General features: G+C 63.4%; 18 protein-coding genes. 11 read left to right on the forward strand and 7 right to left on the reverse strand.

The annotated features are described in order from the left end of the window. The first annotated feature begins 99 nt into the window (after nucleotides 1-99). The gene (gene secB, locus DH08_RS11875) at nucleotides 100-600 is read left to right on the forward strand and encodes a protein-export chaperone SecB (protein WP_192179478.1); all 501 of its coding nucleotides are present in this window, start codon (nucleotides 100-102) and stop codon (nucleotides 598-600) included. 257 nt (nucleotides 601-857) lie between these two features. Here the strand turns inward: secB and dnaQ are convergent, their stop codons facing one another. The 5 genes from dnaQ to DH08_RS11900 form a co-directional block, all read right to left on the reverse strand. After that, nucleotides 858-1,565, reverse strand: a complete 708-nt coding sequence (gene dnaQ, locus DH08_RS11880) for a DNA polymerase III subunit epsilon (protein WP_192179479.1) — start codon at nucleotides 1,563-1,565, stop codon at nucleotides 858-860. A 180-nt stretch (nucleotides 1,566-1,745) separates the two neighbouring features. Further along, nucleotides 1,746-2,351 (reverse strand): dephospho-CoA kinase, encoded by a 606-nt coding sequence (gene coaE, locus DH08_RS11885; protein WP_192179480.1) that lies wholly within the window; start codon nucleotides 2,349-2,351, stop codon nucleotides 1,746-1,748. Further along, nucleotides 2,348-3,190, reverse strand: a complete 843-nt coding sequence (locus DH08_RS11890) for a shikimate dehydrogenase (RefSeq protein ID WP_192179481.1) — start codon at nucleotides 3,188-3,190, stop codon at nucleotides 2,348-2,350. The genes coaE and DH08_RS11890 overlap by 4 nt, the downstream gene beginning before the upstream one ends. After that, nucleotides 3,183-3,776 carry a Maf-like protein gene (locus DH08_RS11895; protein WP_192179482.1) on the reverse strand — a complete coding sequence of 198 codons (594 nt, stop codon included), beginning with the start codon at nucleotides 3,774-3,776 and terminating at the stop codon, nucleotides 3,183-3,185. The genes DH08_RS11890 and DH08_RS11895 overlap by 8 nt, the downstream gene beginning before the upstream one ends. Nucleotides 3,777-3,818: 42 nt before the next feature. Beyond that, entirely contained in the window at nucleotides 3,819-4,640 is an 822-nt protein-coding gene (locus DH08_RS11900; protein WP_192179483.1) for a pyruvate, phosphate dikinase/phosphoenolpyruvate synthase regulator, read from the reverse strand. Between the two features lie 405 nt (nucleotides 4,641-5,045). Here DH08_RS11900 and hemE point away from each other — a divergent pair, with 405 nt between their 5' ends. From hemE to rho, 3 genes are all read left to right on the forward strand, one after another. Beyond that, the gene (hemE, locus tag DH08_RS11905) at nucleotides 5,046-6,071 is read left to right on the forward strand and encodes a uroporphyrinogen decarboxylase (protein WP_192179484.1); all 1,026 of its coding nucleotides are present in this window, start codon (nucleotides 5,046-5,048) and stop codon (nucleotides 6,069-6,071) included. Further along, nucleotides 6,071-6,601, forward strand: coding sequence for a protoporphyrinogen oxidase HemJ (gene hemJ / locus DH08_RS11910; protein WP_192179485.1), 531 nt, complete (start codon nucleotides 6,071-6,073; stop codon nucleotides 6,599-6,601). The genes hemE and hemJ overlap by 1 nt, the downstream gene beginning before the upstream one ends. 165 nt (nucleotides 6,602-6,766) lie before the next feature. Beyond that, nucleotides 6,767-8,032, forward strand: a complete 1,266-nt coding sequence (gene rho, locus DH08_RS11915) for a transcription termination factor Rho (protein ID WP_081482260.1) — start codon at nucleotides 6,767-6,769, stop codon at nucleotides 8,030-8,032. A gap of 290 nt (nucleotides 8,033-8,322) precedes the next feature. On the opposite strand, the gene DH08_RS11920 is transcribed toward rho, so the two are convergent. Next, nucleotides 8,323-10,341 carry a thioredoxin domain-containing protein gene (locus tag DH08_RS11920; RefSeq protein ID WP_192179486.1) on the reverse strand — a complete coding sequence of 673 codons (2,019 nt, stop codon included), beginning with the start codon at nucleotides 10,339-10,341 and terminating at the stop codon, nucleotides 8,323-8,325. Between the two features lie 70 nt (nucleotides 10,342-10,411). Between DH08_RS11920 and mnmE the strand changes: the two genes are divergently transcribed. From mnmE to DH08_RS11945, 5 genes are all read left to right on the forward strand, one after another. Beyond that, nucleotides 10,412-11,737: a tRNA uridine-5-carboxymethylaminomethyl(34) synthesis GTPase MnmE gene (gene mnmE, locus DH08_RS11925; RefSeq protein WP_192179521.1), complete on the forward strand. Its 1,326-nt coding sequence runs from the start codon at nucleotides 10,412-10,414 to the stop codon at nucleotides 11,735-11,737. Between the two features lie 161 nt (nucleotides 11,738-11,898). Further along, complete coding sequence (gene mnmG, locus DH08_RS11930; RefSeq protein ID WP_192179487.1) at nucleotides 11,899-13,773, forward strand: tRNA uridine-5-carboxymethylaminomethyl(34) synthesis enzyme MnmG; 1,875 nt, start codon at nucleotides 11,899-11,901, stop codon at nucleotides 13,771-13,773. Then, complete coding sequence (rsmG, locus tag DH08_RS11935; protein WP_192179488.1) at nucleotides 13,770-14,423, forward strand: 16S rRNA (guanine(527)-N(7))-methyltransferase RsmG; 654 nt, start codon at nucleotides 13,770-13,772, stop codon at nucleotides 14,421-14,423. Before mnmG ends, rsmG begins: the two co-directional genes overlap by 4 nt. 4 nt (nucleotides 14,424-14,427) lie before the next feature. Next, nucleotides 14,428-15,225: a ParA family protein gene (locus tag DH08_RS11940; protein WP_192179489.1), complete on the forward strand. Its 798-nt coding sequence runs from the start codon at nucleotides 14,428-14,430 to the stop codon at nucleotides 15,223-15,225. A gap of 51 nt (nucleotides 15,226-15,276) precedes the next feature. Next, on the forward strand, nucleotides 15,277-16,164 hold the full coding sequence (locus tag DH08_RS11945; RefSeq protein WP_192179490.1) for a ParB/RepB/Spo0J family partition protein: 888 nt from the start codon (nucleotides 15,277-15,279) through the stop codon (nucleotides 16,162-16,164). A gap of 418 nt (nucleotides 16,165-16,582) precedes the next feature. Here DH08_RS11945 and holA read toward each other — a convergent pair whose 3' ends face one another. Then, complete coding sequence (gene holA / locus DH08_RS11950; protein ID WP_192179491.1) at nucleotides 16,583-17,626, reverse strand: DNA polymerase III subunit delta; 1,044 nt, start codon at nucleotides 17,624-17,626, stop codon at nucleotides 16,583-16,585. Nucleotides 17,627-18,124: 498 nt separating this feature from the next. Here holA and DH08_RS11955 point away from each other — a divergent pair, with 498 nt between their 5' ends. Together DH08_RS11955 and DH08_RS11960 are read left to right on the forward strand one after the other, a co-directional pair. Then, nucleotides 18,125-19,357, forward strand: a complete 1,233-nt coding sequence (locus DH08_RS11955) for a 3-methyl-2-oxobutanoate dehydrogenase (2-methylpropanoyl-transferring) subunit alpha (protein WP_192179492.1) — start codon at nucleotides 18,125-18,127, stop codon at nucleotides 19,355-19,357. A 2-nt stretch (nucleotides 19,358-19,359) separates the two neighbouring features. Then, nucleotides 19,360-20,373 carry an alpha-ketoacid dehydrogenase subunit beta gene (locus tag DH08_RS11960; protein WP_006205302.1) on the forward strand — a complete coding sequence of 338 codons (1,014 nt, stop codon included), beginning with the start codon at nucleotides 19,360-19,362 and terminating at the stop codon, nucleotides 20,371-20,373.

Raw genomic sequence — 20,373 nt, forward strand, 5'->3', positions numbered from 1 at the left:
AGCCGAAGGCGGCAAACCTTGTCTTGTCATGCCGACCATGGTAGCGAACCCCCGGTTTCAATCCGGTAGCACTGCTGCCCAGGCAAAAGGACAAGGCTCATGGCCAGCAATGAAGACGCGCCGGTCGGCGCCGCCAACGGCAACAGCAATGCAGCGCAGCCGGCACTCAACGTGCTGGCCCAATATGTGAAGGACCTGTCCTTCGAAAGTCCCGGCGCGCCGAATTCGCTGCGCGGCCGCGACAAGGCGCCCGGCATCGCCATCAATGTCAACGTCAACGCCAATCCGCTCTCGGACAAGCAGTTCGACGTCAACCTGACATTGAACGCCAAGGCGTCCTTCGACCAGGAAGTGCTGTTCAACGTCGAGCTGGTCTATGGCGGCGTGTTCGCCATCAGCGGCTTCCCGCAGGAGCATATGCTGCCGATCCTGTTCATCGAGTGCCCGCGGCTGCTGTTCCCCTTCGCCCGGCAGATCATCGCCGAAGCGACCCGCAATGGCGGCTTCCCGCCGCTGATGCTCGACCCGATCGACTTCGCGCAGATGTTCCAGCAGAAGCTGGCCGAGGACCAGGCAGCGTCCAAGGTGAAGGCTAGCTGAGCGCAGCGTTTCGCAGCGTTTGAAAAAGCCCGGCCTTGTGCCGGGCTTTTTGTTGGAGAGGATGGCGGGACAGCACCCCCCTCTGCCTTGCCAGGCATCTCCCCCTCAAGGGGGGAGATTGGACGTCACCGCAGCCTTCGCCAATCTTCGACGTTGCAGGAATGGCTGGAGCGACGAAGCTGCTAATCTCCCCCTTGAGGGGGAGATGGCCGGCAGGCCAGAGGGGGGTGTGACGGAACGCTACTTACGCAGTCCGTTCACCCCCCGCCGCCCACCCGCAGCCACAACGCCTTTTCGCCGAGCGTAGCGACAAGGCCGGCATGGGCCGTCCGATCCGCCTCGGTCAGGCGCGGCGGCAGGGCGATTGGTCTGGCGGCAATGGTGATGTCGATGTCTGCCACATCGCCGGAGCCGTTGACCTGCACCGCCACCGTGTCGAGGATGAGGGCCGCCTGCTTGCCGCCGATGAGCTCGATATAGACTTCGGCCAGCAGTTCCGAATCGAGAAGGGCGCCGTGCTTGGTGCGGTGGCCGTTGTCGATGCCGTAACGCCGGCAGAGCGCATCCAGCGAATTAGGCCCCATCGGATGCTTGCGGCGCGCCAGCGCCAGCGTGTCGACGACACGGCCGGGATCGATAACGGGATGGTCTAGCCGGCCGAATTCGAGATTGAGGAAACCGATATCGAAATTGGCGTTGTGGGCGACGAGCTTGGCGCCGTCGGTGAAGGCCAGCCACTCGTCGGCGATTTCGGAAAAAGTCGGCTTGCCGACCAGATCGGCCGCGCTGATGCCGTGGACGGCCTGCGCTTCGTGATGGATCGCCCTGCCTTGCGGGTTGATGAACCTGTGGAAGGTGCGGCCGGTCGGGAAGCGGTTGACCAGCTCGACGCCGCCAAGCTCGATGACGCGGTCCTCGCGCGTGTCGAGGCCGGTGGTTTCCGTATCGAAGATGATCTCGCGCATCGAATCAGTCCGCTCTAAAGGAGCAGAATCCTACACCGGAACAAAATGGCAATGGGGCAATGCTGACGGCCTACGCATGATCCGCGAAAATCGGAACCGATTTTCGGAAAAGGATCATGCGCAAAATCAAAGTGCTACAGCGTCCTTTGCGCGTCCAAATGGACGCGCGGCGCTGTAGTGTCAGGAGCCTGCCCTGCCGGACTGATCCCCGGAGAGTTCGGCGATGATCGCGTTGACCGCGGCCCGCGCGGCCTCAAAGCCCTCACCGGTGTCGATGACGAAATCGGCCTGCTTGCGCTTTTCGGCATCGGGAACCTGCTTGGCCAGGATCGCCGCCAGCTTTTCTTCGCTCATGCCGGGCCGCGCCAGCACGCGGGCGCGCTGGATTTCTGGCGGCGCGGTGACGACCACGACCTTGTCGACGCGGTTTCGCCCGCCGGTTTCGAACAAGAGCGGAATGTCGAGCACCGCAATCGGTGCGCCGGTGGCGCGGTGCCTGGCCAGAAAGGCGTCGGCGTCGGCGCGAACCAACGGATGGACGATCGCTTCCAGCGTCTTCAGCGCGGCGGCGTCGCCAAGCACGCGTCCGGCGAGCTTGGTACGGTCGACCACCCCGGACACGGTGGTCCCGGGAAAGGCCGCCTCGACCAGCGGGGCGGCCTTGCCGGCATAGAGACGATGCACCGTCTCGTCGGAATCATGCACCGGCACGCCGGCGTCGGCGAACATTTTTGCGGTCGTCGACTTACCCATGCCGATCGATCCGGTGAGGCCGAGCACGATCATTGTTTGGCGCCAATGTCAGTGACGATCATTTGCCGGAGTTCTGCCGTTACCTCCGGCCTGATGCCGAACCAGCGCTCGAAGCCCGGCACGGCCTGATGCAAGAGCATCCCAAGCCCGTCGACCGTCGTGAGATTTCTTGCGCGCGCCGCGGCGAGCAGCGGCGTCTCCAGCGGCACGTAAACAATGTCGGTGACGATGGCATGGTCCGGCAATACAGCCGGATCGGCGGCGAGTGCCTCGTTGCCATGCATGCCGAGCGCCGTGGTGTTGATGAGCAGGCCGGCATCCATGAGCAATTCGCCGGTCGCTTCCACGCCATGGGCGGAGACGCCGGCGCCGAAGCGGCGAGCCAACTCCTGCGCTCTCGCAAGCGTCCGGTTGACGATGCGGATGTCGCTGACACCGCGCTCGACCAGCGCATGGATGACGGCACGCGAAGCACCGCCGGCGCCGAGCACCACGGCCGGACCATTTTCTGGCCAGCCCGGCGCGCGCTGGTCGAGATTGGCGGCAAAGCCATGGGCGTCGGTGTTGCCGCCCCACAAGGCGCCATCCTCGAACCACAGCGTGTTGACGGCACCGATCGCTTCGGCCGCCTCGTCACGTCGGTCGACCAGCGCGAAGGCGGCCTCCTTGTGCGGAATGGTGACGTTGCCGCCGCTGTACCCGTTGTCGCGCAGCGTGCTCAGAAAGGCGCCGAAATCCTCCGGCTCGACGTCGATCGCCTGGTAGCTGCCGTCGATGCCGTATTCTTCCAGCCAGTGGCCATGGATCTTCGGCGACCGCGAATGCGCGATCGGATGTCCGGTGACGAAAGCTTTTTTCGACGTCTCAGCCATCGATGGCTCCGAGCTCGCGCAATTTCGCCAGAACGGGCAGCAGCGGCAGGCCGACAATGGTAAAGTAGTCGCCCTCGATCTTTTCGAACAGCTGGATGCCTTCGCCCTCGATCTGGTAGGCGCCGACGCTGGAAAGCGCCTTGGCGCCGACACGCGCCAGATGGCGGCCGATGAAGGCCGGGTCGAGCTTGCGCATGGTGAGACTCGCGACACCGACGTGACGCCACAGAACCTCACCGTTGCGGCAGAGCACGGCGGCACTGTTGAGCTGATGCGTCTTGCCCGACAAAGCTAGGAGATGTCTCCGCGCGCTTTCCATGTCGGCCGGCTTGTGGAAGACCTCGTCGCCGAGCGACAGCGTCTGATCGCAGCCGAGCACCAGCGCGCCGGGCTTGCGTTCGCTGACTTCGGTTGCCTTGGCTTCGGCGAGGATCGAAGCGACATCTTCCGGCGAGACGCCTTTCAGCGGGGCCTCGAGTGCCCGCTCGTCGACATCGGCCGGCACCGCCTCGATATCGAGGCCGGCATTGACGAGCATCGCCTTGCGGTACGGACTGCCCGAAGCGAGGATGATTTTCTCGGCCATGATTTTCGCGCCACCCGCGTCCCGGTTTAACGGGGCAATGGGTTATCTGTTCTTGCCCCGCAGGGCAACGATCGCCGCAGCCGTCTCCTCGATCGAGCGGCGGCTGACGTCGATCATTGGCCAGCCATGCCTGGTGCAGATCTGCCGGGCATAGGCGAGTTCCTCGGTGATGGCGGCGCGGTCGACATAGTCGGTCGCCTCATAAGAACTGGTGTTGCCGAGGACGCGGTTCTGGCGGACATGCGAGATGCGCTCGGCGGTGGCGATCAGGCCAACGATCAAGGGCGTCTTGGCGTTGACCAGGCTCTCCGGCACCGGCACGCCGAGCACGATCGGGATGTTGGCGGTCTTGATGCCCCTGTTGGCGAGATAGATGCTGGTCGGCGTCTTCGAGGTGCGTGAGATGCCGATCAGCACGATGTCGGCGTCGTCCATATTGGCCGGCAGCTGGCCGTCATCATGCTCCATGGTGAAGTTGAGTGCGTCGATGCGGCGGAAATATTCGGCGTCGAGCACATGCTGTGCGCCGACCCGCCGGCCGGCCGGCGTGCCGAGATAGGACTGGAAAACGGCAAGCACCGGCTCCAGCACCGAGACGCAAGGCAGGCCCATGGTCGCGCAGCGTTCGTCGATGCCGCGCGCCAGCTTCTGGTCGACGACGGTGTAGAGGATGATGCCCGGCTCCTCCTCGATGTCCTCGAACACCTTGGCCACCTGCTTTTCGGTGCGGATCAGCGGATAGATATGCTCGATGGCGCGCGCATCCTTGTATTGCGCGGAAGCCGCGCGGCCGGCGGCCAGCAGCGTCTCACCGGTGGCATCCGAGATCAGGTGAAGGTGAAAGAAGCTCTGGGGTTTGTTCACAGGGTTTGGTTCCAGGCTGTGGGCGGATGTGGATAAACGGGGGTCGAGAAAACGGCCCGCGGAGAGGGACTGTATCAGATGGCAGTTTGTCCACAATTCGATGTGCTGTAGGCTTCGTCGGGCGGCTGGGGACAAGTCTGGGGACTGGCTTTTTCACCCTTCCTCCATCCACAGAGCCACTTTCCTTGCGCCGGCGTCAAGCCATTGACTCCAGTCATGGATTCCAGGTCTTCCACAAAGTCCTGCAATCCCGATGGAGAAGCACGCGACAATATGCTGACTGGCCTTTTGGGCGGTCAGGCTGGACAGGTGCCAACCACCACAACCAACAGACTCTTAGAATCAGAAGATTCTTAGAAATAAGATATTTGATTTAGAAAGAGGCCCGGGAGAGGCGAACGCTGCATGCGGCACAAGCGGATCATGCTGGACGTACTGAAGGGCAGAGCGGTGTCTCCGCCACCGCTCTGGATGATGCGTCAGGCCGGGCGTTATCTGCCGGAGTATCGCGAGACCAGAAAGCGGGCCGGATCCTTCCTCGATCTTTGCTACAATCCGGATCTCGCCGTCGAGGTCACGCTGCAGCCAATCGAACGCTTCGGCTTCGATGCCTCGATCCTGTTCTCCGACATCCTAGTGGTGCCCAATGCGCTCGGGCGTGACGTGCGTTTCGAGGAGGGCCGCGGGCCTCTGCTGACGCCGATCACGGCGGCGGAGATTTTGGCTCTGGAGAGCGAAACGTTTCACGTGAATCTCGAACCGGTCTACGAGACGGTGCGGCGTTTGCGGGCGAAACTGCCTGGTGAGACGACACTGATCGGCTTCTGCGGCGCGCCGTGGACGGTGGCGACCTACATGATTGCCGGTCATGGCACGCCCGACCAGGCGCCGGCGCGGCTGTTTGCCTATCGCGAGCCGGAAGCTTTCTCCCGACTGCTGAAAGTGCTGGCCGATTATTCGGCCGCCTATCTCATTCGCCAGATCGAAGCCGGCGCCGATGTCGTGCAGATTTTTGACTCCTGGTCCGGCGTGCTCGACGACGTCTCTTTCGAGGCTTTCTGCGTCGAGCCGGTTGCGGAGATCGTCAGACAGGTGAAGGCGGTCCATCCCGCGGTGCCGGTCATCGGCTTTCCGAAGGGTGCTGGAGAGCGTTATCGCGACTATCGGCAGAAGACTGGGATAACCGGGCTCGGCCTCGACTGGACCGTGCCGCTGGGCATGGCGAAGGAGCTGCAAGCTGGTGGTGCTGTGCAGGGCAATCTCGATCCGTTGCGGCTGGTCGCGGGCGGCAAGGCTCTTGCCGACGGCGTTGATGCTATCCTGAAGGCATTGGGCGACGGTCCGCTGATCTTCAATCTCGGCCATGGCATCACGCCGGAGACGCCGGTGGCGCATGTCGAGGCGATGGTGAAACTGGTGAGGACCCGCTGATGGCCGACATGAGCAACAGCGCCGGTCAGGCAATGAAGCGCATGGCGATTGGTATCGCCGCCTTGGTCGTGTTGACCGCGCTGCTCTTTCTCGCGGCGCCAGACGGCTTCTATTCGTGGGCCAAGGCGATCCACGTTATCGCCGTCATCTCCTGGATGGCCGGCATGCTCTATCTGCCGCGCCTCTTCGTCTATCACGTCGATGCCGAGAAGGGTTCTGTCCAGTCTGAGACCTTCAAGGTAATGGAGCGCCGGCTGCTGCGGGCGATCATCAATCCGGCAATGATCGTCAGCTGGGTGTTCGGCCTCTGGCTCGCCTGGAAAGGGTTTGGTTTTCAGGGCGGCTGGCTGCACGCCAAGATCGCCGCGGTGCTTTTGTTGTCGGGCCTGCACGGCTATCTCGCCGGCGCGGTGCGCAAATTCGCCGAGGACAAGAACGAAAAACCGGCGAGGCACTGGCGGATCGTCAACGAGATCCCCACATTGTTGATGATCGTCATCGTCGTCCTGGTCGTCGTGAAGCCTTTCTGACATCACGCCGACCCGCAAAAGGCGGCTTGCTCTTTCAACCGACCGACGATACAAGACGGGTCTTCCTTCCCGTCATGCGCCGCCCCATTTTCGCTTTCGGCCGCGCCCGGCATTTGTCGCATCCCGCCGATTTTTTCTCCCCAAAGCCTACCCAGAGTCCATCTAATGCAAGAAATGAAACTCACCGAGTTCAAGAACAAGAAACCACCAGAGCTGATCGCTTATGCCGAATCGCTCGAGGTCGAGAACGCCAGCGTCATGCGCAAGCAGGAGCTGATGTTCGCGATCCTGAAGAAGCTGGCCGCCCAGGATATCGAGATCATCGGCGATGGCGTGGTCGAGGTGCTGCAGGACGGTTTCGGCTTCCTGCGCTCCGCCAATGCCAACTATTTGCCCGGTCCCGACGACATCTATATTTCGCCGTCGCAGATCCGGCGCTTTTCGCTGAAGACCGGCGATACGGTCGAAGGGCCGATCCGCAGCCCGAAAGAGGGCGAGCGCTATTTCGCGCTGCTCAAGGTCAACACGATCAATTTCGACGATCCCGAAAAGATCCGTCACAAGATCCACTTCGACAATCTGACACCGCTCTATCCGACCAAGCGGCTGAAGATGGAGATCGACAATCCGACCAGCAAGGACATCTCGCCACGCGTGATCGACCTGGTCGCGCCGATCGGCAAGGGACAGCGCGCGTTGATCAACGCGCAGCCGCGTACCGGCAAGACGGTTCTGATGCAGAACATCGCCCATTCGATCACCGCCAACCATCCTGAATGCTATCTGATCGTGCTTCTGATCGACGAGCGGCCGGAAGAAGTGACCGACATGCAGCGCTCGGTGAAGGGCGAGGTGATCTCATCGACCTTCGACGAACCGGCGGTGCGCCACGTCCAGGTCGCCGAGATGGTCATCGAGAAGGCCAAGCGCCTGGTCGAGCACGGACGCGACGTCGTCATCCTGCTCGATTCCATCACCCGCCTTGGCCGCGCCTACAACACTGTGGTGCCGTCATCCGGCAAGGTGCTGACCGGCGGTGTCGACGCCAATGCGCTGCAGCGGCCGAAGCGCTTCTTTGGCGCGGCCCGCAACATCGAGGAAGGCGGCTCGCTAACCATCATCGCGACCGCACTGATCGATACCGGCAGCCGCATGGACGAGGTCATCTTCGAAGAGTTCAAGGGCACCGGCAACTGCGAAATCCAGCTCGACCGGAAGGTGGCCGACAAGCGCATCTATCCGGCCATGGACATCTTGAAGTCGGGCACCCGCAAGGAAGACCTGCTGATCCCGCGCGCCGACCTGCAGAAGATCTTCGTGCTGCGCCGCATCCTGGCGCCGATGGGAACCACCGACGCGATCGAGTTCCTCATCGACAAGCTCAAGCAGACCAAGACCAACGCGGATTTCTTCGATTCGATGAATACGTGATTGGTAGGGCGAGGAAGCACCCTGCCCTCGCCAAGGTCTGCGTTGGCCACTGCCCGTTGGTGACAGTGGCACGAAGGCTTGCAGCAAAATCGCAGAAGACTGCGCTGCCCCTCATTGCCCTGCCGGGCATTTCTCCCCGTAAACGGGGAGAAAGAGGCTGACGGCGACCTCTGCACCTTTCCGCAACGCCTGTAGATGGTGAAACCGCCGATGAGAGCGTCCCTCGTCCCGTTTACGGGGAGAGGATGCCGGCAGGCAGGTGAGGGGCAGCGCCGGCGCTTCGGCCAAACCTACCGACGGCGCAACAACCGTTCCAGTTCATCCGGATCCGTGACCACCGGCAAACAAACCTGCCCGGTGCACAGCCAGGCGCCGGGCTTGTCGGTTGGTGGGAGCACCCCACCCGGCAATGTCGGTCGATTCGCTTCCGTGCCGACCTGAACAACAATATCAACCCGCCTCGGATCGGGGTTTCGATTCGCAACCGGAACGAGGCTTGGACTCTCTATTGGATCGATGACGACCAGCTTCAGCGGCTCCAGCGCCAGCGCGCAGGCGTTGACGATGCCGGCCTGGCCATAGGCCTGTTGCGCCGCCCGGCCCATCGTGTGTTCTGCTGTTACCCAGGCCTTTTCCTGTAATGCGAGGTCACCCGTAACCGACGACAGTCGCACCAGGGCTTCGATGATCTGGCTCGAGGCCGACGGGATCGCATCGTCGACATCGCCGCGGATGCGGATCGGCACGTCGCCGCTATCCGAAGCGGTCAAGTAATAGCCGGTCCCCTCGCCGTCTTGATGCCAATCGTCGAGCTGGGTGACGAAATGCCTGGCCCGCTCGACATAGTTCGGATCGCCCGTGGCCTCGAACAGGGCAATCGCCGCATTGGCCATCGCGGCATAGTCGCTGGACAACGCCGGGAACAGCTTTTTCCCGCCGAGCATGGAATGCGGCAAACGGCCTTCGTGGCTCGCTCCGGCTATATGGGAGAAAGCCTGCGCCGCCGCTTCGATCCAGTCGCTGCGGGTCAGGGCGCGGCCTGCCTCGGCCAATGCCGCGATCATCAGGCCGTTCCAGTCGGTCAGCGCCTTGCCGTCGCGACCAGGCCTGACGCGTTGTTCCCTGGCGGCGAGCAATATTTGCTTGAGTGAGGCCAGCTGGTCGTGGTCGGCGATGCTCAGGCTTTGCTGGGCCTCTGTCTGATGGATGATTGGCTTGCCTTCCCAGCCATGCGGGGCGGAAAGCGTGAAGTAGTTGAAAAACAAAGCAGAATCGTCACCGAGCACGGAATCGATGTCGTCCTTGCTCCAGGTGTAGAAAAGCCCCTCCTCGCCATCGCTGTCGGCATCGAGGCTGGCGGCGAAGGCGCCGCCATCGACGCGCATTTCGCGCAGCAGCCATTCGACCGTGTCTTCGATTCGTAGCCGGAACAAATCGCTTCCGGTTGCGGCATAGGCCCAGTTGCACAGGCGGATGAGCTGGGCGTTGTCATAGAGCATCTTTTCGAAATGCGGCACCAGCCATTCGGCATCGGTCGAATAACGGCTCAACCCGCCGCCGACATGGTCGTAGATGCCGCCGGCCAGCATCTTTTCGAGGCTGAGCAGCACGGCATCGCGGTGCGACGCGGTGCCGTCGCGAAGCCAGGACATCCAGAGCGTATGCATGAACGGTGCGTTGGGGAATTTCGGCGCACCGCGCAAGCCCCCGAGATCCCTGTCGATCATGCCGTCGATGCGCCCGGCGAGGTCACTGAGCGTGTCGCGGTCGAGCACGGCCTTGCCGTGGGCGCCTGCCAGCCGCGCCTCGACATGGCTGGTCAGGCCGTCGGCGCTTTGAGCGAGGCTCTCTCGCTTTTCCCGCCAGGCCTTGTCGACTGCCTCCATCACCTGGATGAAGCCCGGGCGGCCGTAACGCGCATCGCGCGGAAAATAGGTGCCGCCCCAGAACGGCTTGCCGTCGGGTGTCAGGAACATGGTCAGCGGCCAGCCGCCCTGCTCGCCCATCGCATGCAACGCCGCCATATAGATCTGGTCGATGTCCGGCCGCTCCTCGCGATCGACCTTGATATTGACGAACAGCCGGTTCATGACGGCGGCCACAGTGTCGTTCTCGAAGCTTTCATGCGCCATGACATGGCACCAGTGGCAGGCGGCGTAGCCGATCGACAGCAGGATCGGCCGCTCGAGGGCCTTTGCTTCGGCGAGTGCTGCAGGCGACCAGGCCCGCCAATGCACCGGATTGCCGCTATGCTGCTGCAGATAGGGGCTGGCCACTTCGGCCAGCAGGTTTTTGGCAGGCAAGGTCAACGGGCAAGCTCGGTTGCTGGGAAGCCGGGGCGGTTCATTGAAAGCTAGGGCGGTTCAGCAGAGCGGGCAAATGATTTCAGCTCAGTCCATTGTTGCGCTTTCCAGCGGACGCCTGCCCTCCGGCATCGCCGTGATCCGTATTTCCGGTCCGCAGACTCGATTCGTGGTCGAAACGATTGCTGGCGGTAAGGTTAAGGACCGCGTCGCGGTCCTGCGCAAGTTCCGGGCGAACGACGGATCGGTGATCGACAATGGCCTGGTTCTGCTTTTCCCGGGTCCTGGAAGCTTCACCGGCGAAGATGTCGCCGAATTCCATGTTCATGGCGGTCGCGCCGTGGCCATGAAAATGCTGGAGACGATCGCCGGCTTCGACGGCGTCCGGCATGCCGAGCCCGGCGAGTTCACACGCCGCGCCTTTCTCAACGGCAAACTCGATCTGGTTGAGACGGAGGCGCTGGCCGATCTCGTCAATGCCGAGACCGAAGCTCAGCGGCGCTTTGCCGTGCAGAATGCCGAAGGCGCGCAGAGCGCGCTCTACTCGAGCTGGCGCCGGCGGCTGATCCATGCGCGCGCCATGATCGAGGCCGAGATCGATTTTGCTGACGAGGACGACGTGCCCGGCTCTGTTTCGGATGCGGTCTGGTCGGATGTCCGCGCGATGGTCGGCGAGATCGGTCAGCACATCGACGGCTTTCACGCCGCAGAGATCATCCGCGATGGGTTCGAGGTCGTCATCCTCGGCGCGCCCAATGCTGGCAAGTCCAGCCTGTTCAACGCGCTGGCCCGGCGCGAGGCGGCGATCGTGACGGATGAACCCGGCACGACGCGTGATCTGCTCGAAGTGGTTCTGGACCTGAAGGGAATGCGGGTCAGGATCACGGATACGGCGGGATTGCGCGAAGCGCCCGGCAAGGTAGAGGCGATCGGCATCGAGAAGGCCCGGGCGAAGGCGCGCGGTGCGGATTTGCTGCTGTTGCTCGAGGATATGGTCGATCCAGTCGACGCGGGGGCGGTGCCATCCGACGCGCCGATGCTAAGGATCGGAACGAAGGCCGATCTGGTTGGGGGCCAGCGTCTGGCGAGCCGGTCGAAGGACTACGATGCGGCCATCTCGACCAGGGACGGCACCGGGTTGGCGGATCTGCTGGACGAGATCGGCCGCCGCACGGCTGCGGAGATCGGCAACGCCGGCGATATCCTGCCGTCGCGATTGAGGCACGTGGAGTTGCTAAACGAGACAAGGGGGTTCTTGACCTCGGCCCTGTCGGGGCACGGCCAGGAATTACGGGCTGAGGAGCTGCGCCTGGCTGCGGATCGGCTCGGCCGAATCGTCGGCGCGGTCGATGTTGAGGACTTGCTCGACGTGATCTTTTCGCAGTTCTGTATTGGGAAATGACTCACGTGAAACATTGCGATACGGCGGCGGGTGATTCACGTGAAACACGGGGGGCATTGGCACTGCAGGATTGTTTCACGTGAAACGACTCGCCTTGCAACCTTGACAGCGGAGGCTCTCGGGGACATGTCTCCGGCAACTTCAGAATCTGGAATCGTAAAATGAACGATCACTATGATGTGGTTGTGGTGGGCGGCGGCCATGCCGGTTGCGAGGCGGCCAGTGCGGCTGCGCGCGCCGGCGCCAGGACGGCGCTGGTGACGCTGCATTTCGACACGATCGGCGTCATGTCCTGCAACCCGGCCATCGGCGGCCTCGGCAAGGGGCATCTGGTGCGCGAGATCGATGCCATGGACGGGCTGATGGGCCGCATCGCTGATGCAGCCGGCATTCAGTTCCGCCTGCTCAACCGCCGCAAGGGGCCCGCCGTGCGCGGCCCGCGCACCCAGGCGGATCGCAAGCTCTATCGGCTCGCCATGCAGGCGGCGATCCGCGAGCAAGCCAATCTCGAAGTGATCGAAGGCGAGGTTCTGGATTTCGAGATTGCCAATGAAACCATATCGGCTGTCTTGCTGGCCGATGGAAGCAGGCTGGGCTGCGGCGCGGTGGTGCTGACCACCGGCACCTTCCTGCGCGGGCTGATCCATATCGGCGAAAGGAAAATCGTTGCCGGGCGCATGAACGAGCAGGCAAGCATCGGTTTGTCGGCGACGATGGGCCGGGCGGGCTTCCAACTCGGACGGTTGAAGACCGGAACGCCGCCGCGCCTGGACGGGCGGACCATCGACTGGGCGTCGCTCGAAAGCCAGGCCGCGGATGAAGACCCGGTGCCGTTCTCGCTGATGACGGACGCTATCCAGAATCCGCAGATCCATTGCGGCATCACACGCACGACACCTGCGACACATGAGTTGATTCGCCTCAATCTTGGCCGCTCTGCGATGTATTCAGGCTCGATTGAAGGTGTAGGACCGCGCTATTGTCCCTCAATCGAGGACAAGATCGTCAAGTTCGGCGATCGCGAAGGACACCAGATCTTCCTCGAGCCGGAAGGCCTTGACGACGACACCGTCTATCCGAATGGCATCTCGACCTCGCTGCCGGAAGACGTGCAGCTCGATATTCTGAAGACCATTCCCGGGCTGGAGCGGGCAACAATGCTGCAGCCCGGCTATGCCATTGAATACGACCATGTCGATCCGTGCGAATTGCAGCCGACGTTGGAAACCAAGCGCATCGACGGCCTGTTCCTTGCCGGGCAGATCAATGGCACCACCGGCTATGAGGAAGCTGGCGCACAGGGGCTGCTCGCCGGCCTCAACGCGGCGCGCAAGGCTTCCGCCAGCGACCCGGTCGTGCTTAGCCGCACCGAGGCCTATATCGGCGTGATGGTCGACGATCTGACCAGCCGCGGCATCGCCGAGCCCTATCGCATGTTCACTTCGCGGGCCGAGTTCCGGCTGTCGCTCAGGGCCGACAATGCCGATGAGCGGCTGACGCCGCTCGCTGAGAGGCTGGGGATCGCGTCGCCAGAGCGGATGCATCGCTTTAACGACATGATGCTGGACCTTAAGAAGGCCCGCGAGATGGCGCTAGGCGTTAGCTTCACGCCCAACGAAGCGGCGCGCCACGGACTTGAGATCAACAGGGATGGCGTCCGCCGCACCGCCTATGAATTGCTCGCCTATCCCAGCGTCGACGTCGCCTGGTTGGCTCGCATCGAGCCCAGCTTTGGTGAAATCGACGCCAAAACCGCCGAGCGTCTTGAAACGGAAGCGAAATATTCGGTCTATCTCGACCGCCAGCAAGCGGATGTCGCCCAGATACGACACGAGGAGAGCCGGCTGATCCCGGCCTCGGTCGATTTCGCCAATGTGCCCGGCCTTTCGAATGAGCTGAAGCAAAAGATGCTGACACGCCAGCCCCGCTCGATTGCCGACGCTCAGCGCATGGAAGGCATGACGCCGGCGGCGCTGGCGATCATCGTTGCGCATGTCCGCAATGCCGAGGCCGCCGCGCAAAGAGATGTCGCGTGAGCGCTGCCTCATGGACAAGCCTGCAAGAGGCCGCGGGTCCGGTTTCACGTGAAACATTCGATCGCCTGGTGGCGTTCGAACAGCTCTTCCTGAAATGGAACCGAAGCATCAACCTCGCCGCGCCCTCGACGCTGGACGATGTCTGGCGCCGCCACATCCTCGACAGCGCGCAGCTAGGCCGAATCGCACCCCAGGCGAAGCGCTGGGTCGACCTCGGTTCGGGCGGCGGTTTTCCTGGCCTGGTGCTGGCGTTTCTGCTTGTCGAGCGCGAAGGGGCTTCGATCGACCTGATTGAAAGCAATCGCAAGAAAGCGTCGTTCCTGCAGGCGGTCATCGGCCAGTTCGGTTTGCCGGCGCGGGTCATCGCGCGGCGCATCGATGACAGCTATCCGCTTGTTTCCGCTCCGGAAATCGTGACGGCACGGGCGCTGGCATCGCTGCCTGACCTGCTCGATCTGTCGGCACCCTGGCTGACCAAGGCGGCTCGCGCGCTGTTCCACAAAGGCCGGGATTACCGGGCCGAGGTGGAAGAAAGCACTCACCGATGGGCATTCGATCTGGTAGAACATCCGAGCATGACCGACCCGCATGGGGTCATCCTCGAACTGTCTGATCTGCGCCCGGCGACCCGCAATGAATTACTGGCATAGACCCATGAAAACTGGACCGCGTATCATCACCGTCGCCAACCAGAAGGGCGGGGTCGGCAAGACCACTACCGCCATCAATCTGGCCACGGCGCTGGCGGCTATCGGCGAACAGGTGCTGATCGTCGACCTCGACCCGCAAGGCAATGCCAGCACCGGCCTCGGCATCGATCGCAAGGATCGCACCGTATCCTCCTATGATGTGCTGACCGGCGAGCTCGATCTGGAAGCGGCTGCGATACCGACGGCGGTACCCGGCCTGTCGATCGTGCCGTCGACGCTCGACCTGCTCGGCATCGAGATGGAGATCGCGTCGGCGCCGGACAGGGTCTTGCGCCTGCGCAACGCGCTGCGCGCCGCGGCCGGGCGCTCGGCGCCTTTCGGCTATGTGCTGATCGACTGCCCGCCGTCGCTCAACCTTTTGACGCTGAATTCGATGGCCGCGGCCGATTCGGTACTGGTGCCGCTGCAATGCGAATTCTTCGCGCTCGAAGGATTGAGTCAGCTGCTCGAGACGGTCGAGCAGGTGCGCCGCTCGATCAATCCGGAGCTTACCATCCAGGGCATTGTGCTGACCATGTATGACGGCCGCAACAACCTTGCCAACCAGGTGGTGCAGGACGTGCGCGAGCATATGGGCGACAAGGTTTACGAGACCATCATTCCGCGCAATGTCCGCGTTTCCGAGGCGCCGTCCTACGGCAAGCCGGCGATCCTCTACGACCTCAAATGCTCGGGCAGCCAGGCCTATCTGCAGCTAGCTTCCGAAGTGATCCGCCGCGAGCGCAAATTGCGCGCCGCCTGACACCGATCAAATTTTGACGCCGATTCGATACCGTAACGATCTGGACAGCTTATGACTGAAGACCTTTCGAGAAAAAGACTGGGCCGCGGACTGGCGGCGCTGATCGGCGAAATCGATCGTCCGGCGATGCCGGAAAAGCAGAGCCCGGCGGCCGACGGCAAGGTGCCGATCGAATTCGTCACCCCTAACCCGAAGAATCCGCGCCGCCATTTCGGTGAAGCCGAACTCACCGATCTCGCCCAGTCGATCCGCGAGCACGGCGTGGTGCAGCCGGTGGTGGCGCGACCGTCGCCGACTCAGGCCGGCCGCTATGAGATCATCGCCGGCGAGCGGCGCTGGCGGGCGGCGCAGCGCGCCGGCCTGACCGAGATCCCGATCATCGTGCGTGACGTCAACGACCGCACGGCCCTGGAACTGGCGATTATCGAAAACGTCCAGCGTGCCGACTTGAACCCGGTCGAGGAGGCGCAAGGCTATCAGCAATTGATCGACGAGCACGGCTATACCCAGGCCGATCTCGGCCAGGTGATCGGCAAGAGCCGCAGCCATGTCGCCAACACGCTGCGCTTGTTGAAGCTGCCCGACGTGATCCGCGACATGCTGGTCGATGGCGAACTGTCGGCGGGCCACGCCCGCACGCTGGTGACGGCCGAGGATCCGGCCGGACTCGCCAAGCGCATCGTTGACGGAGGGCTGTCGGTGCGCCAGGCCGAGGCACTGGCGCAGATGCCGGCCGGGCCCACGCCGCCCAAGGCCAAGCCGGCACCGAGCGCGCCGGAAAAGGATCCCGACACGCTGGCGCTGGAAAAGCTGATGACCGATACGATCGGCATGATCGTGTCGATCGAGCACAAGGAGCGCGGCGGCGTGCTCCGGGTGAATTATCGGACGCTGGATCAGCTGGATGAGCTGTGCCGGCGGCTGAAGCAGGAACGGTAGGCGGTTAGCCGGCAAACTGCATTGGGAATCTGCCGTTCATTTGGCCCGGCAAGGCCTCAGCCTAAGGTCCCTCCAATGATCTTTTCCGGACGTTGGCGCCGCCCCTCACCTGCCTGCCGGCATCCTCTCCCCGTAAAGTGACGGGGAGAGGGACGCTCTCATTTGCGATTTCGCCAATCACCTGCGCTGCAGGAAAAGGGTGCCGACGCCGAAGCTGCCAATCTCCCCCCTCGTGGGGGAGATGCCCGGTAGGGCAGAGGGGGCGCGAAGGAACTCCGGCTTTCACCTACGACGCTTACCCGACCCCACGGGGAATGTGTGAACCCATCGCTGTGATCGACTGATAGGCTGGCGGGACAGCGCCCCCCTCTGTCCTTCCGGACATCTCCCCCACGAGGGGGGAGATTTGGCTGATCTTCTACCGCTGCGCCAGCCGATTGCTCTCCACCGCAATGCCAAGCAGCGCTTGCCGCGCCAGCGCCACCGACAGATCGGGCCGCTTACGGGTCTGCAGCACGGCGGCCTGCAGTCGGTTCAACGCCCGTCCCAGCGCATCGACGTTCCAACGCTCCAGCGCCTTTTCCACCAGCTTGCGCCTGGAGAAAAAAACCGGCGGGCGGGCGGCGGCGACCACGGCGGCGGCGTTGCGGCCGCCTGCCTCCATCTGACCGCGCATGGACTGCATTGCCTGCAATTGCCGCATCGCCGACGACAACACCAGAAAGGGCTGGCCGCCGGCCTGGCAGTGGCGGGTGAAGGCGGTGTCGAAGTCGCCGACCTTGCCTTCCAGCAAAGCATCGACGGCATCGTCGAAGGAGGCGCCGGAGACGTCGCCGGACATCGCACGGACGTCGTCGAGGCCGATCTCCTTCTGGCCAAGGGCATAGAGCACCAGCTTGTCGATCTCGCCGCGCGAGGCCAGCCGGTCGCCGCCGAGATTGCGGCGCAGCGCCTGTCTGGCCTCCATCGTCATCGACATGCCGGCCTTGCGCAATTCGTCGTCGATGACGGTATCGATGTCCCTGGCCTCGTCGGCGTAGCAGGGCAGGGCCATGGCATTGTCCGCCGCCTCGACCACGGCGCGCAGGCCGACGCCTTTTTTCAGATCGCCCGCCTCGATGAGAATGATGGCATCCGGCGCGGGCTCCGATGTCAGCGCCTTGACGTCGTCGGCCAGTGCCTTCTGGCCGCTGGCGTTGCGCACCCAGAGCAGGCGCCGGTCGGAGAACATCGGCACGGTGCGGGCCTCGTCGAGCAGTCGGCCTTCGTCGCGGTCGACCTCGGAGCCATCCAGCCGGACCACCGAGAACGGATCGTCGAGCGGCAGGCCGGTCTTGACGGCAAAGGCCTTCGCACGCTCAGCGACCAGGCCGCGGTCGGGACCGTAGAGCAGGACGATCGAGATACGGGCGTCGGGGCGCGCCAGCCAGGAATCGACCTCGTATGCTTTCTTCTGTGCCATGGGGTTTGGTTAGCATGGCAAGGGGACGGGGTGAACCATGCACTGGGCATGCCCGCCTTAGGGTTGGATCGCTCCACCTCGGGCGTCGGCGCTGCCCCTCGCCTGCCTGCCGGCATCCTCTCCCACGTGAACAGGGCGAGGGACGCTCCCGTCGCCGGTTTCGCCAATCACCAGCGCTGCAGAATATGCGGCCAGCCCCTTCTCCCCGTCACTATACGGGGAGAAGGTGCCGGCAGGCGGATGAGGGGCGGCGCCGGCATCGGCAGGAAATACCTCCTCTTGCGTAAGACTGGGCACGGCCATTCGCCAAGTTGCGCGGCGCGGCGTAACATCGACAAGAAATTTCGCCGACATATCTGCATTTTGTCGCTCGCGCGCCGCATCGGCCGCTTGGGCGACGGTCGAGACGACGACCGGAATCAAGGCCCGACGAATTGGCACTGGTCTGGCGGCGAAGATGTGCAAATATCGCGCCGGCAACATTGGAGGACGAAGGTCATGGCCGATGCTGGAATGTTGCGCTTCCATGTTCCCGAACCGGAGGTGCGGCCGGGCGGGACGCCTGACTTCTCCAACGTGCCCATCCCCAAGGCGGGTTCGGCGCCGCGCCCCGAGATCGATGTCGATCCGCGCACGATCCGCGACATGGCGTTTTCGATCATCCGCGTGCTGAACCGCGACGGTGAAGCGGTTGGGCCGTGGGCAGGCCTGCTTTCCGACGAGGAATTGCTCGAGGGCCTGCGCCACATGATGACATTGCGCAGCTTCGATGCGCGCATGCAGATGGCGCAGCGCCAGGGCAAGACCTCGTTCTACATGCAGCATCTCGGCGAAGAGGCGGTGAGCTGCGCCTTCCGCAAGGCGCTCGCCGCCGGCGACATGAACTTCCCGACTTACCGGCAAGCCGGGCTGCTCATCGCCGATGGCTACCCGATGGTCACGATGATGAACCAGATCTATTCCAACGAAGCCGATCCGCTGAAGGGCCGCCAGCTGCCGATCATGTATTCGTCGAAGGAGCACGGCTTTTTCTCGATCTCCGGCAATCTGGCGACGCAGTACATCCAGGCGGTCGGCTGGGCGATGGCCTCGGCAATCTCCAATGATTCCAAGATCGCCGCCGCCTGGATCGGCGACGGCTCCACCGCCGAGTCCGACTTTCATTCGGCGCTGGTGTTCGCCTCGACCTACAAGGCGCCGGTCATTCTCAACGTCGTCAACAACCAGTGGGCGATCTCGACCTTTCAGGGCATCGCGCGCGGCGGCTCCGGCACTTTTGCCGCTCGCGGTCTCGGCTTCGGCATCCCGGCGCTGCGTGTCGACGGCAATGACTATCTCGCGGTGCACGCTGTGGCCAAGTGGGCGGCCGAGCGGGCGCGCGCCAATCTCGGGCCAACGCTCATCGAATATGTCACCTACCGGGCCGGCGCGCATTCGAGTTCCGATGATCCCTCGGCCTACCGGCCGAAGGCCGAATCCGACGCCTGGCCGCTCGGCGACCCGGTCATCCGGCTGAAAAACCATCTGATCCACAAGGGTGTCTGGTCGAACGAGCGCCATGCCCAGGCCGAAGCCGAAATCCTCGAAACGGTGATCGCGGCGCAGAAGGAAGCCGAGAGCCACGGCACGCTGCATGCCGGCGGCAAGCCATCGACGCGAGACATGTTCGAAGGGCTCTATGCCGAGATGCCGCCGCATCTCAGGCGCCAGCGCCAGCAGGCGGGGGTCTGACCATGCCAAGACGGACGATGATCGAGGCCATTCGCGATGCCATGGACGTGTCGATGGCGCGCGACGAACGCGTCATCGTGTTCGGCGAGGATGTCGGCTTCTTCGGCGGCGTCTTCCGCTGCACGCAGGGCCTGCAGGCCAAATACGGCAAAAGCCGCTGCTTCGATGCGCCGATCAACGAGTCCGGCATTGTCGGCTCGGCCATCGGCATGGCGGCCTATGGCTTGAAGCCATGCGTCGAGATCCAGTTTGCCGACTACATGTACCCGGCCTACGACCAGCTGACGCAGGAAGCGGCGCGGCTGCGCTACCGCTCGAACGGTGATTTCACCTGTCCGATCGTGGTGCGCATGCCGACCGGCGGCGGCATTTTTGGCGGCCAGACCCACAGCCAGAGCCCGGAAGCGCTGTTCACGCATGTGTCCGGGCTGAAGACGGTGGTGCCGTCCAATCCGCATGACGCCAAGGGGCTGTTGATCGCGGCGATCGAAGATCCCGATCCGGTGATCTTCCTCGAGCCGAAGCGGCTCTACAACGGTCCGTTCGACGGCCATCACGACCGCCCGGTGACGCCGTGGTCGAAGCATGAGCTAGGCGAGGTCGCCGATGGCCATTACACGGTGCCGCTCGGCAAGGCGGTCATCCGCCGGCCGGGCTCTGCCGTTACCGTGCTGGCTTACGGCACCATGGTCTATGTCGCGCAGGCCGCCGCCGAGGAAACCGGCATCGACGCCGAGATCATCGATCTCAGGACACTCTTGCCGCTCGATCTCGACACCATCGTCGCCTCGGTGAAGAAGACCGGGCGCTGCGTGGTCGTGCACGAAGCGACGCTGACCTCCGGCTTTGGCGCCGAGCTTTCGGCACTGGTGCAGGAGAATTGCTTCTATCATCTGGAGGCGCCGGTGGCGCGCGTCGCCGGTTGGGACACGCCTTATCCGCATGCGCAGGAGTGGGATTATTTTCCCGGCCCTGCCCGGGTCGGCCGCGCCTTGATTGAAACCATGGGAGCTTGA

Origin of the sequence: Mesorhizobium amorphae, assembly GCF_014843845.1 — a bacterium.
GTDB classification, from domain to species: domain Bacteria; phylum Pseudomonadota; class Alphaproteobacteria; order Rhizobiales; family Rhizobiaceae; genus Mesorhizobium; species Mesorhizobium amorphae_A.

What these genes read in the sequence shown, in the direction of transcription:
- secB (WP_192179478.1), top strand. Translation starts at nt 100, where the DNA reads ATGGCCAGCAATGAAGACGCGCCGGTCGGCGCCGCCAACGGCAACAGC.
- dnaQ (WP_192179479.1), bottom strand. Translation starts at nt 1,565, where the DNA reads ATGCGCGAGATCATCTTCGATACGGAAACCACCGGCCTCGACACGCGC.
- coaE (WP_192179480.1), bottom strand. Translation starts at nt 2,351, where the DNA reads ATGATCGTGCTCGGCCTCACCGGATCGATCGGCATGGGTAAGTCGACG.
- DH08_RS11890 (WP_192179481.1), bottom strand. Translation starts at nt 3,190, where the DNA reads ATGGCTGAGACGTCGAAAAAAGCTTTCGTCACCGGACATCCGATCGCG.
- DH08_RS11895 (WP_192179482.1), bottom strand. Translation starts at nt 3,776, where the DNA reads ATGGCCGAGAAAATCATCCTCGCTTCGGGCAGTCCGTACCGCAAGGCG.
- hemE (WP_192179484.1), top strand. Translation starts at nt 5,046, where the DNA reads ATGCGGCACAAGCGGATCATGCTGGACGTACTGAAGGGCAGAGCGGTG.
- hemJ (WP_192179485.1), top strand. Translation starts at nt 6,071, where the DNA reads ATGGCCGACATGAGCAACAGCGCCGGTCAGGCAATGAAGCGCATGGCG.
- rho (WP_081482260.1), top strand. Translation starts at nt 6,767, where the DNA reads ATGCAAGAAATGAAACTCACCGAGTTCAAGAACAAGAAACCACCAGAG.
- mnmE (WP_192179521.1), top strand. Translation starts at nt 10,412, where the DNA reads ATGATTTCAGCTCAGTCCATTGTTGCGCTTTCCAGCGGACGCCTGCCC.
- mnmG (WP_192179487.1), top strand. Translation starts at nt 11,899, where the DNA reads ATGAACGATCACTATGATGTGGTTGTGGTGGGCGGCGGCCATGCCGGT.
- DH08_RS11940 (WP_192179489.1), top strand. Translation starts at nt 14,428, where the DNA reads ATGAAAACTGGACCGCGTATCATCACCGTCGCCAACCAGAAGGGCGGG.
- DH08_RS11945 (WP_192179490.1), top strand. Translation starts at nt 15,277, where the DNA reads ATGACTGAAGACCTTTCGAGAAAAAGACTGGGCCGCGGACTGGCGGCG.
- holA (WP_192179491.1), bottom strand. Translation starts at nt 17,626, where the DNA reads ATGGCACAGAAGAAAGCATACGAGGTCGATTCCTGGCTGGCGCGCCCC.
- DH08_RS11955 (WP_192179492.1), top strand. Translation starts at nt 18,125, where the DNA reads ATGGCCGATGCTGGAATGTTGCGCTTCCATGTTCCCGAACCGGAGGTG.
- DH08_RS11960 (WP_006205302.1), top strand. Translation starts at nt 19,360, where the DNA reads ATGCCAAGACGGACGATGATCGAGGCCATTCGCGATGCCATGGACGTG.